Origin of the sequence: Rhodococcus sp. NPDC060176, from assembly GCF_042728675.1 — a bacterium.
Lineage (GTDB): Bacteria > Actinomycetota > Actinomycetes > Mycobacteriales > Mycobacteriaceae > Rhodococcus_F.
In genome coordinates this window covers 61,785-72,662 of the sequence record NZ_JBHWYS010000007.1, presented here as the reverse complement: position 1 = coordinate 72,662, position 10,878 = coordinate 61,785, and the positions used below count along the sequence as shown (strand labels likewise).

The window sequence follows — 10,878 nt, the reverse complement described above, 5'->3', positions numbered from 1 at the left end:
TCGGTGTCCCGTCCGTCGACGCGCTTTTCGAGGCTGCTCGGACCATCATCGGCGCGATCTTCGGCCTGAGCTGACACATCGCAGCGACCTTCCCCCGCGGTGAAGAAGTCCCTGTTCTCCGACGAGGAGAACAGGGACTTTCGTGCAGCCTGCAGGTGAGCGTTTGCGTGGCGGTGAGTGGGTGACCTACCGGCCGTTCTGTTGATACGCGATCGCTGTCAGCGATCCGACTTCGACGTTCACGTCTGCGGTGCTGGTGAGCCCGATCTTGTGGGTCGACTGCCCGGGAGCCTTGGCCGGCACAAGAAGTTCGGATTCGGGGGCCTCGACAAAACGTAGTCCGAGGTCGACTCGGGCCTTGGTGGCCGCTGCGATGGCAGCAAATTGGCGAGCGCGAACAAAGGGCGTGTATGTTCCGCGACCTTTGACTCGAACATCGGTTCCGAGCTCTTCGATCAGACGTCGGGCTGCATCGAAGATGGGTCGCAGTGCCGCCTTCGGGCCGCTGTACTGCTGGTCGATGTATTGCTCGACGGTCGGCTCCACCCATCCGGACTGTTTGGCAGTCTCGAATGCAATTGCCCACTGCGAGTTCTGCGGTACACCGTGCTCTGCTTTCAGCCACTTGCGGACTTCGTTCTGATCGAGCGGGTCGACCCCCGACGTCCGCACAGCCGCAACCCATTCTTCGAGGGTGCGCCCGGTACGGTCGCGCATGGACGAGGTGGCTGCGGCCATCATGTCGGAGGGTTCCATGTGTCTGTTCTACCGGTTGTCACTGTGCACGGGTAGCTCGCTCAGTCGATGCCGAGCATCGTCGTGAACGCGCGCACGCCGGTCACTTCGACGGGATACGGCGGTGCGACAAAATCTTCGCGGCTGAGGGTGAAGAGACGACGCACGGTCATTCGGCCGTCGGCAGCCAACTCCTCTATCGTGCCGTCTGCGCGGTACCCGACTCTGGTCGACACCGTGATCGAGGCGGGGTTGTCGGTGAACGCCGACGACACGACGCTGCGTGCGCCCAAAGAGTCGAATGCGAATGCGCAGATTGCGTGTCGGGCGAGAGTGCCGATACCCCGGCCTTGGAACTCACGCCCGATCCACGAGCCGGTTTCACCGGTACGACTGTTGGGGAAGTCCGTCGCGGCAAACGCCTGACAGCCGACGATTTCTCCGTCGACAACGATGGCTGTTTCGAATTTCCAGTCGGTCATGGTCATCGCTCCGCGGACCGACCAGTGATACTGGATGAACCTTCGCGACACCTCGTCAGGCGTGCCCACTGTCCAGGGGACAAGAAAAGGCATCTGTTCGGCAGGGTGAATGCCTGCTCGAACCAGCGCGTCGAGTTCGGGGAAATGGTCGTCGCGCACAGCGGTCAAGGTGACGGGCCCACACGTGATCGTTACTCCGTACGGAGGCCAGATCTCGCTCAGTGGATCAACCATCGTGCTCAGACTTTCGTTCGTGTGCGAATCGGGTCACAGTCTGGCATGCCCGGACTGTCCGAGTAGGCGACTTCTGGTCATCGAGATTCTTTTGCCCTCGCGGTACGGAGCCGTGACATTAGTGTGTGGACGGTGACTACAGACAAACCGGTACGTCTTCGTGAAGGTAGATCGCCCGACAGGCTTTCGCGTGGTGTGGTGGCCGGATACGCAGCGGGAAGTGTCGGTACGGGTGGATTCGGTGTTCTGCCAGGTCTGGTACTGGCGTACTACCTGACCGACACCCTCGGGGTTGCCGCGGCGCTCGCGTCGCTCGTGGTCATCGTTCCGAAAATCGCCGATGTCCTGATCGACCCGCTGATCGGGTCGATCAGCGATCGTGGCTCTCACCGAACTGGTACGCGAGTGCCACTCATGCTCGCAGGTGCTCTGGCTTTGCCCTTGCTCTTCATTCTCACGTTCTCGGCTCCCGTGTCTGCCGGCCCTGGGGTCGGGGCGTTGTGGGTGCTCGCCTTCTTCCTGCTCGCGGCCAGTGCCTACAGTCTCTTTCAGGTTCCGTACATCGCGTTGCCGACCGAGTTGACCGGCGACTATCACGAGCGCACCCGCTTGGTATCGGTTCGAATTGCTGTGTTGGCCCTGACAATTCTGGTCATCGGTGCCGGCGGCCCCGAGCTCCGCGATGCCGCCGGGGGCGGGGCGCGCGGCTATCTCGTCATGGCGATCGGGGTGTCGGCGTTGATGTGCGGGGCAATGATCTGGGCAGTTCGCGGAGCAGCGCGCCACACGGTGACTCACGCGGATGCCCCGACCGGCTCGTTGCTCTCGCAGTATCGGGACGGGTTCGACGCGATACGACAGACACGCGCGTTCCGATTGCTGGTCATCGTGTTCGTGCTCCAAGCTCTTGCGACCGCGGTGATGTTGGCAGGTGCGCAATACCTGGCGACGTATGTGATGGGCAACGAAGGTGCACTCACCGGGCTGTTCGTCGCACTCGTCGGACCGGCCCTCGTCGTGATGCCGCTGTGGTATCGGTTCTCTCATCGGTACGGAAAGCTTCGCGGTTACGTAGTGGCTTCGGTTCTGTTTGTCGTGGCGACGGCGTTGTTGACGCTCGCTGCGCTCGACGCCGGCCCGTGGATTTACGGCGCCGTGGCCCTTGCCGGTGTTGCCTATGCCGGGATGCAGGTGTTCCCGCTGGCGATGCTCCCGGACGTCATCGAAGACGACGCGCGAATCGGTGGTCGCCAGCGTGGTGGCTCGCTCAGTGGTATCTGGACCGCCTCGGAAACCGCGGGTCTGGCCCTCGGACCCGCGGTGTTCTTGGGTGTTCTCGCAGTTACCGGCTTTGTCTCGAAAACAGCGGGGGAGAGCGTCGTACAACCTGAATCGGCGCTCACCGGTATCGCCTTGGGGTTCTCGATCGTGCCGGCAATTCTGGTTGCGATAAGCCTGGTCGTACTACGGAATTACCACACCGAACAAGAATCCACTCACGAGAACGCAGGTGAACGATGAGTTCCACTCAGTCCGAGGCACTTCAGGGCAAAATCCTCGAGAGCTCGAACCTCGAGAGCCGAGCCGCTGACATCTTGGGCCGGTTGCGTTCGCTCCGTGAACAGGATGCTCCGACGCACGGCGGCCGGGTTCTGTCGTACGTGTACGACAGCGGCCTCGCAGCCCTTGACGAGTTGGCAGCGGACGCAGCTCGATTGGTTCAGCCCGTCAACGGTCTCGATCCGACGGTGTTTCCCTCCACTGCGGTCATGGAGCGTGAGTTGGTGGCGTTCGCGCGCGATTTCCTCCATGGAACTTCGGACACGGCGACGGATACAGACGCAGAAGCAGGAGGGGTGGTAGTCGGCAATGTCACCAGCGGCGGAACGGAAAGTTGTGTGTTGGCCGTCAAGGCTGCTCGCGACTTCCGCGGTCTCCCGCCGGGGGAGGGCTCGCTGGTTCTTCCGACCACCGCGCATGCTGCTTTCCACAAGGCGGCGCACTTGCTCGGGCTGGAACTGATCCTGGTGCCGGTGGATCCCACGTCGGGGCGCGTCGACGCACAAGGTATTGCGGCAGCGGTGCGGGACGACACGGTATTGATCGTCGTCTCTGCGCCCAATTACCCGTTCGCGGCGCTCGATCCGATCGCCGAAGTCGCGGAAGTTGCTCGTGCACGGTCTATTCCATTGCATGTCGACGCCTGCATCGGCGGACTTGCGTTGCCGTGGTGGGGTGATCTGCCGCCCTGGGATTTCCGGGTGGCCGGTGTCACCAGCATGTCGGTCGACTTCCACAAGTACGGATACTCACCCAAAGGCGTCTCCGTTTTGCTGCACCGTGGGCGCGATCTGCATCGCAAGCAGTATTTCGGACTCACGGACTGGCCGGGCTATCCGGTGGTCAATCCCACTCTTCTCGGTTCCAAATCCGTTGCTGCCCTGGCCGGGGCGTGGGCGATTTCGCAAGTCCTCGGTCAACCCGGGTATGCCGAATTGGTGTCCCGGGCGCAGTGGGCGACTCGTGCGCTCATCGACACGGTCCAGAGCGTCGACGGGCTTCGCATCGTGGGCTCGCCGGTGGGACCGCTGTTCGCGGTCGCTACCGACGATTCCGTGCCGCTCGAACGCCGAGTGGATCCGCATCGCTGGGTGAGCGCCGTCGGTGCCCGGGGTTTCGTCCTTCAAGGGCAGCCGGCGTCGACGCAATCCGACGGGACGACGTTGCCTCGAACAACCCACCTCACCGTCACCCCGGTAACGGAGTCTGTGCTCGGTGAGTTGACCAGCGCGCTCGTCCTCGGTGCCGACGACGTTCGCGGCCTGGCGGCAGCGCAGGCACCGCCGGCCCTGGCAGAGTTGGCCGGAGCATTCGAACGTGGCGATGTCACCGTCGCCGATGTACTCGCTTTGCCCAGTGACGCCGTTGCGGCAGCTTTGACGTCGGCGGGGCTGGATCCGCGGGGCTCTTCTGATTCTCCGCTGGACATGGCGGCGGTGCTGGCGGCAGTGGAATCGCTGCCACGCGAGGTAACCAAGCGGTTGTTGGTGGAGTTTCTCGCCGGACTGGTGGAGCCCTGAACTCAGCGACGAATACCGAAACCGTGATGAACACTGCCTAAAACTCGGACAAATGGCGCGAAAGTTTCGCGCATCGGGCGTAAGTTTTCTGTCATCGGCTAACCATCTTTTGTCGGAGGGTTGATTTGTGACTGGCGCCGCGACCAAGATTCTGACAGTTTTCGAGGACATGATCGGGGTTCCGCTTCCGATTCGAGTGCGTTGTTGGGACGGTTCCGAGGCGGGCCCGCCGGACGCCGCTGCACAGGTGCATTTCCGGAATCGGCGTGCATTGCGGCGAGTCCTGTACTCTCCCAACGAATTGGGGTTGGCGAGGGCGTACGTGTCCGGGGATCTTGACGTCGACGGCGATATCTTTGCGCTCCTCGACGTCCCGGACCTCGTCACGCGGCTCGGTGAGAATCGATTGTCGGCGTTGCCGTTGCGCTCGATCGTGCGCGCCGCCGGTACTTTTGCCGGCTTGGGGGCGCTGGGTCTACCGCCATCACCCCCGTCGATCGAGATGCGTCGTAAGCGAGGCAAACGGCACAGCAAATCGCGCGATTCTGCGACTGTCTCCCATCACTACGACGTCGGGAATCGCTTCTACGAACTGTTTCTCGGGTCGAGCATGGTCTATTCGTGCGGATACTGGCCGGAGGGGGTCGAATCCCTCGAAGCCGCTCAGTTCGCGAAGCTGGACCTGATTTGCCGCAAGCTCGATCTGAAGCCGGGAATGCGACTGCTCGACGTCGGCTGTGGTTGGGGATCGATGGCACTGCACGCTGCCCAGAACTACGGGGTCGATGTCGTCGGGGTGTCACTGAGTAACGAGCAGGTCGAGTACGCCAAAGGGCGAGTTGCCGATGCAGGTTTGACCGACCGCATCGAGATTCGGGTGCAGGACTACCGCGACGTCGATGACGGCCCGTACGACGCGATTTCGAGTATCGGGATGTCCGAGCATGTGGGCCTGGTCAATTTGCCGGTGTACACGGCAAAACTCTACGACCTTCTCGTGCCGCAGGGGCGTCTGCTCAATCACGCCATCGCAGCGGTGAAGTCGTTGTCGGACAAGGCCGAAGACGGACCCAGTTTCATCGACAGCTACATCTTCCCGGACGGCGAGATACTTCCGCTGAGTAAAACCATTGATGCGCTGGAACTTTCAGGTTTCGAGACACGTGACAGCGAAGCGTTGCGTGAGCATTACGCACTGACGTTGCGCGCGTGGGTGCAGAACCTTCGCGAGAACTGGGACGCGGCAGTCCTACAGGTCGGTGCTCCCCGGGTGCGAACCTGGTTGCTGTACCTCGCTGCCAGTGCGCTGGGTTTCGAGGAGCCACACAGGCTTACGATTCATCAGGTTCTGGCCGTGAAACCAGGGGATCGGGGGGCCAGCGGTATGGCCCGCTCGCGTAAGAGTTGGTACCGATCGATTGAAGTCCCGCAGATCGAAACCGGTCCGCACATCGACTGAGGCCTATACGTTGGATTTCCATGAGCACCCGAAAGGTCGTCCTCGCGGCAGTGAAGATTTCGGCCGTGGCGATCTCGGCACTGTTGCCCACGTCGCTGCTGTTCACGCCGATATCGAATGCCGAACCGGTGAGCGATTTCTACGACGCGAGTCCAGACGACGTCGGTGATCCGGGATCGGTGATCCGGACGGAACCCCTTCCGCTTGCCGGCGCCGTCGGCGCAGTGCCTGGTGTGGGGACTCGGATCCTGTACGCGAGTACCGACACCCACGGATCCAAGGTGGCCGTGTCGGGTTCGTATCTGGAACCGGCCGCCCCGTGGTCAGGGGCGGGGCCGCGCCCGACAGTCGTGATCGGTCCGGGCACGCAAGGCCAAGGTGATCAGTGCGCACCGTCGAGGATGTTCCCCACTGCCGGTCAGCTCCGCCTGGCGGAGCCCGGGAATCCGTCGAACTACGGTGCCGGGGTGGACAGTGTCGGTGTCAACTACGAGTCCGCCTTCGCATTCGCTTTCCTCGCCCAGGGCGTTCGCGTGTTTGTCACCGACTACATCGGACTCGGAACGCCAGGCGTCCACACCTACGTCAATCGCGCCGAGGAAGCCCACGCGATGTTGGACGGTGCACGCGCTGCCCGAACCCTGGCGAAGGCAGGGGCGGACGATCCGATAGCGCTCTGGGGGCATTCTCAGGGCGGCGGGGCCACTGCCGCAGCAACCGAACTGGCGCCCGAATACGCGCCTGAGGTGAATCTGGTCGGGAGCTACGCGAGCGCGCCCCCGGCCGACCTGGCAAGCGTTCTGCGTCATATCGACGGTACCGGTCTGATGGCCGCGATCGGCTACACGATCAACGGCGTCCTCGACCGCTATCCAGCCGCCCGAGAACCGATCGAATCTCGACTGAACGACTACGGCCGGTCCGTGCTCGCAGATGTAGCTGGGCAATGCCTCATCGATTCCCGAACCAAGTACGGGAAGCAGTCGACGGCGTCTTGGACCACGGACGGACGACCCCTTGCCGACGTGGTGGAGTCGGTACCGGAGATCCAGCAGGTGATCGAGGAACAACGCATCGGGCGTCGAACCCCGGCCTCGCCGATCCTTGTCAACGGAGCGCTCAACGACGATTTCATCCCGTACGAGCAAACCCGGCGCCTGGTTCAGGACTGGAGTGCGCGTGGGGCCGAGGCGACGTTGTTCACCGACACCCTGCCCGCGGTGAATCCGGGGAGCGGCAACAATCATCTCGCACCGGCGGTGGCGGATTTCGGCGTCGGATTGCAGTACGTGCTGGACAGATTCAACGGCAAGCCGATAGTCGGCGCGTGCAACGCCTGAGTCGCCGTGTCACCTAACCACCGTCTCACTTCTAACAGTGGTTGACTGAGCCCGTGAACGATCGACCGCACGACCTTCCGATCAAGCCGGTTCCGCGGAGCGCCCTGGGTGCCGGGCCGGCGCTGAGAGTGTCGACGGGTCTGCTGCTCGGTGTGGCCGCAGGTGTCGTCACGGCGTTGGTCGGCTATCCCCGGTTCGCGTTTCTGATCGGCTGGGATGTGGCGGCGATGGTGTTCACGGTGTGGACGTGGATTCTGGTCTGGCCCTTCGACGCGACGCTCACAGCAAGCCACGCAACGCGCGAAGAGCCGGCCCGCAATGTCGCGCACCTGCTGATTCTCGGCGCCGCCGTCGCGAGTTTGGTCGGTATTGCGTTCCTGCTCTTGGCGGCACCCGACGGACATCACTACCAAGTCGTGGCGGCATCGGTTGCAGTCGGCAGCGTTGTGATCTCGTGGTTGGCGGTCCACACGCTCTTCGCCCTCGGATATGCACGGCTTTACTACTCCGGCCCCGACGGCGGAATCGATTTCAATCAGGAAGAACCGCCGAGGTACAGCGATTTCGCCTACGTGGCGTACACGGTCGGGATGAGCTTCGCGATTTCCGACACCAACTTGAAGTCGTCGGACATGCGTGCGATGGCGCTCGGGCACGCATTGCTGTCGTACCTGTTCGGTTCGGTGATCGTGGCGTCCGTCGTCAACTTGATTGCGGGCCTGTGATCGATCAAGCCGTGTGACCGATCAAGCCGCCGCACGGCCGATGCTCGAGAGAAAGCCTGCAGCGCCGAAGAACAGACCGGCGAACACTCGATTGGTGGTTCGCTGCTGTTTGGGGGAGCGCATCAAGGTGAGCACCCGTGCGGCCAGCCCGGTGTACCCGGTCATCACGATCACGTCGACGGCGCACATGGTTGCAGCGATGATCAGATACTGCGGCAGGAGCGGCGCCGACGGATCGAGGAACTGCGGGAGCACTGCGAGCATGAAAACGACGGCTTTCGGGTTGCTCGCGTTCACGAGAAATCCGCGAAGCATCATCATCGGACCGGAACTGCTCGCGGCGGCTTCGTCGGTCTCCACCTCGGTGGGCGCCGATCGCCACTGCCTGATCCCCAGGTAGACGAGGTATGCGACACCGAACCACTTGATCAAGGAAAAGGCCACGGTCGAACTGGCGAGAACGGCGCCGACGCCGGCCGCGACAATTCCGATCTGCAACAACAAACCCAACTGCAGCCCGAAAATGTTCCAATATCCGCGCCGCAGACCGTAGGCAAGCCCCGACGACATCGACGCAATGGCACCGGCCCCTGGTGACAGGCTGATCACCCAACTTGCTCCGAAGAACGCCAACCAGACGTGCCAACTCATGTCGAAAGTCCTTTGATTCGTGAATGCTCCCGATACACCAGCCACGTACGGGATCAGAAAAGTGTAGACGGACTGCCCTGCTCACGGCTCGCGACAGTGCAATGATCGGGAGATGACGTCGTATCCCGTGCTCGACCTGACACCCGACGAATTACTGACCACAACGCGAACGGTTCGAAAGCGTCTGGATCTGACCCGTCCGGTGCCCTTGGATCTGGTGAAGGAGTGTCTTCAGATCGCCCTGCAAGCGCCTTCCGGTTCGAATCGCCAGGGGTGGCAGTGGATGGTTGTGACAGATCCGGCGCTGCGAGCAGCAGTTGGGCAGATCTACAAGGAAGTCACCGACGAGTACCTTGCTTCTCACGGTTCGGCGGCAAAGCTCTTCGCCGACGACCCCGATCGCGCGCCGATCCAACAGCGAGTAGGCACGAGCGTCGCGTGGCTCGGTGAGCACATGGGCGAGGTACCGGTTCTCCTCATTCCGTGCATCAAGGCGGGTAAGACGTTGCCGGAGGGGAACCAGGCGGGTCTGTGGGGTTCGCTACTGCCGGCCGCGTGGAGTTACGCGCTGGCAGCGCGGGCACGTGGACTCGGTACGGCCTGGACAACGTTGCACCTGCAGCGTGAGGCGGAAGTTGCCGAGCTGCTGGGCATTCCGGCCGGATTCCATCAGGCGGCTCTGATCCCGACGGCGTACTTCACCGGCGAGACGTTCAAACCTGCCGCGCGCGAACCCGTCGACAACGTGCTGCACGTGGACCGATGGTGAGCCTGATCTACTCGGCGATCTGCTCGATCGACGGGTACGTGGCGGACAGGGACGGGAACTTCGACTGGGCTGTTCCCGACGCGCAGGTCCATTCGTTTGTCAACGAGCTCGAGAGGGGAGTCGGCACGTACCTGCTCGGGCGCCGGATGTACGAGACGATGATTCCCTGGGAAACAATGGCAGCCGAGGACCTCGGGCGTTCGTCAGTGCCAGGAGGTTCGTCGGTTCCGGACGAGTTTGCAGGTATCGAGGCGGCGACCGTCGAGTTCGCTCAGATCTGGCGTGGAATCGACAAGATCGTGTACTCCACGACACTGAACGAGGTGTCGACTGCGCGCACCAGGATCGTCCCGCGCTTCGATGAAGACTCCATCCGTTTGCTCAAGAGTGAAGCGGTACAAGATATCTCGATCGGTGGACCGACGGTTGCGGTTAGTGCTTTCGCGGCGGGTTTGGTCGATGAAGTGAGACTGTTTCTGTGTCCGGTCATTATCGGCGGCGGATTGCGAGCTCTCCCGGAAAGGCGGCTTGACCTGCAGCTGCTCGAGGAGAAAACCTTCGACGGCGGCGTGATCTACCTGCGGTACGCCGTTCGCTAGGCCGCGGCCATCACTGCCGTGACGACGCAGAGTAGAGCGATGTACGCGCCGGCATGGACGCGGTCCGGAATAGCACCGACTAGTCGCCGGCTCAGCACAATCGCAGGCAGAGAGCCGGCGAGAAGCGCGCAGACGGCCGGAAGGTCGACGGCGCCGACTCTGCCCGCCGACAGATCCGAAGCAGAGATGTGTCCGGATGCCGCCGCGTACACCGCAGTCGCGACGACGGCGACAGGCAGGCTCAACGGGTTGGCGCTCGCGGCGGCGTCGGCCATTTGAACTCCGCCGCGTCGCATCATCGGCACCGTCATGACGCTGCCGCCCACGCCGAGGAAACTTGCGACGGCACCGATTCCGATCCCGACTGTGCGGACCCCGTTGGGGCCGAGACGGTCGTCAGGTTCGGGAGGCGTCAGAAACCCTTGCCGCAGAAGGCTGTCGAGGATCGTCACGACGAGATAGAGGACAAACAGGATTCGGACGATGCTGTCGTCGACGTGGCCCGCCGCAACCGCTCCGAGCGCTGCTCCGACTGCGACGGGTCCGATCAGAGGTCGGATGTACTCCGTCCGAAGTCGTCCTGATTTCCTGAATGCCACTGTGGCACTGAGTGAATTGACCACCATCACGGCCGCTGAGGACGCGACGGCGACGTGCACCGGATCGGTGACCTCCGGCCGAAGTGCGGACGCAGCGTAAACGACTGGGACGGTGACGAACCCGCCACCGAATCCGAACAGAACAGTGGTGACTCCGGTCAGAGCGCCGAAAGCGAGCAGGATGAGGGCGTAGTGAAGCACGTGA

At 62.7% G+C, this 10,878-nt stretch carries 11 protein-coding genes; 7 read left to right on the top strand and 4 right to left on the bottom strand.

Going from position 1 to position 10,878, the window contains the following annotated elements; all coding sequences use genetic code 11:
• Positions 1–186 precede the first annotated feature (186 nt).
• Both ACFWEM_RS26380 and ACFWEM_RS26375 read right to left on the bottom strand, forming a co-directional pair.
• Entirely contained in the window at positions 187–756 is a 570-nt protein-coding gene (locus tag ACFWEM_RS26380; protein ID WP_378538722.1) for a DUF5655 domain-containing protein, read from the bottom strand.
• A gap of 41 nt (positions 757–797) precedes the next feature.
• Positions 798–1,451, bottom strand: a complete 654-nt coding sequence (locus ACFWEM_RS26375) for a GNAT family N-acetyltransferase (RefSeq protein ID WP_378538719.1) — start codon at positions 1,449–1,451, stop codon at positions 798–800.
• A 123-nt stretch (positions 1,452–1,574) separates the two neighbouring features.
• Here ACFWEM_RS26375 and ACFWEM_RS26370 point away from each other — a divergent pair, with 123 nt between their 5' ends.
• The 5 genes from ACFWEM_RS26370 to ACFWEM_RS26350 all read left to right on the top strand — a co-directional run bounded on the left by ACFWEM_RS26370 (position 1,575) and on the right by ACFWEM_RS26350 (position 8,055).
• Positions 1,575–2,972: an MFS transporter gene (locus ACFWEM_RS26370; protein WP_378538717.1), complete on the top strand. Its 1,398-nt coding sequence runs from the start codon at positions 1,575–1,577 to the stop codon at positions 2,970–2,972.
• On the top strand, positions 2,969–4,531 hold the full coding sequence (locus ACFWEM_RS26365; RefSeq protein WP_378538714.1) for a pyridoxal phosphate-dependent decarboxylase family protein: 1,563 nt from the start codon (positions 2,969–2,971) through the stop codon (positions 4,529–4,531). The genes ACFWEM_RS26370 and ACFWEM_RS26365 overlap by 4 nt, the downstream gene beginning before the upstream one ends.
• Before the next feature lie 127 nt (positions 4,532–4,658).
• Positions 4,659–5,990, top strand: coding sequence for a class I SAM-dependent methyltransferase (locus tag ACFWEM_RS26360; RefSeq protein ID WP_378538712.1), 1,332 nt, complete (start codon positions 4,659–4,661; stop codon positions 5,988–5,990).
• A gap of 20 nt (positions 5,991–6,010) precedes the next feature.
• Positions 6,011–7,330 carry a lipase family protein gene (locus ACFWEM_RS26355; protein ID WP_378538709.1) on the top strand — a complete coding sequence of 440 codons (1,320 nt, stop codon included), beginning with the start codon at positions 6,011–6,013 and terminating at the stop codon, positions 7,328–7,330.
• 53 nt (positions 7,331–7,383) lie between these two features.
• Positions 7,384–8,055, top strand: a complete 672-nt coding sequence (locus ACFWEM_RS26350) for a DUF1345 domain-containing protein (RefSeq protein ID WP_378538706.1) — start codon at positions 7,384–7,386, stop codon at positions 8,053–8,055.
• A gap of 21 nt (positions 8,056–8,076) precedes the next feature.
• On the opposite strand, the gene ACFWEM_RS26345 is transcribed toward ACFWEM_RS26350, so the two are convergent.
• On the bottom strand, positions 8,077–8,706 hold the full coding sequence (locus ACFWEM_RS26345) for a LysE family transporter (RefSeq protein WP_378449596.1): 630 nt from the start codon (positions 8,704–8,706) through the stop codon (positions 8,077–8,079).
• A gap of 112 nt (positions 8,707–8,818) precedes the next feature.
• On the opposite strand from ACFWEM_RS26345, the gene ACFWEM_RS26340 reads away from it, so the two are divergent.
• Positions 8,819–9,475, top strand: a complete 657-nt coding sequence (locus ACFWEM_RS26340) for a nitroreductase family protein (RefSeq protein WP_003942413.1) — start codon at positions 8,819–8,821, stop codon at positions 9,473–9,475.
• Complete coding sequence (locus ACFWEM_RS26335) at positions 9,469–10,074, top strand: dihydrofolate reductase family protein (RefSeq protein WP_378538702.1); 606 nt, start codon at positions 9,469–9,471, stop codon at positions 10,072–10,074. Before ACFWEM_RS26340 ends, ACFWEM_RS26335 begins: the two co-directional genes overlap by 7 nt.
• Here ACFWEM_RS26335 and ACFWEM_RS26330 read toward each other — a convergent pair.
• Positions 10,071–10,874 (bottom strand): sulfite exporter TauE/SafE family protein, encoded by an 804-nt coding sequence (locus ACFWEM_RS26330; protein WP_378538700.1) that lies wholly within the window; start codon positions 10,872–10,874, stop codon positions 10,071–10,073. The genes ACFWEM_RS26335 and ACFWEM_RS26330 overlap by 4 nt on opposite strands.
• Positions 10,875–10,878 lie beyond the last annotated feature (4 nt).

Coding starts and splice junctions, on each gene's coding strand:
- ACFWEM_RS26355 (WP_378538709.1), top strand. CDS start 6,011: ATGAGCACCCGAAAGGTCGTCCTCGCGGCAGTGAAGATTTCGGCCGTG.
- ACFWEM_RS26345 (WP_378449596.1), bottom strand. CDS start 8,706: ATGAGTTGGCACGTCTGGTTGGCGTTCTTCGGAGCAAGTTGGGTGATC.
- ACFWEM_RS26375 (WP_378538719.1), bottom strand. CDS start 1,451: ATGGTTGATCCACTGAGCGAGATCTGGCCTCCGTACGGAGTAACGATC.
- ACFWEM_RS26365 (WP_378538714.1), top strand. CDS start 2,969: ATGAGTTCCACTCAGTCCGAGGCACTTCAGGGCAAAATCCTCGAGAGC.
- ACFWEM_RS26340 (WP_003942413.1), top strand. CDS start 8,819: ATGACGTCGTATCCCGTGCTCGACCTGACACCCGACGAATTACTGACC.
- ACFWEM_RS26335 (WP_378538702.1), top strand. CDS start 9,469: ATGGTGAGCCTGATCTACTCGGCGATCTGCTCGATCGACGGGTACGTG.
- ACFWEM_RS26380 (WP_378538722.1), bottom strand. CDS start 756: ATGGAACCCTCCGACATGATGGCCGCAGCCACCTCGTCCATGCGCGAC.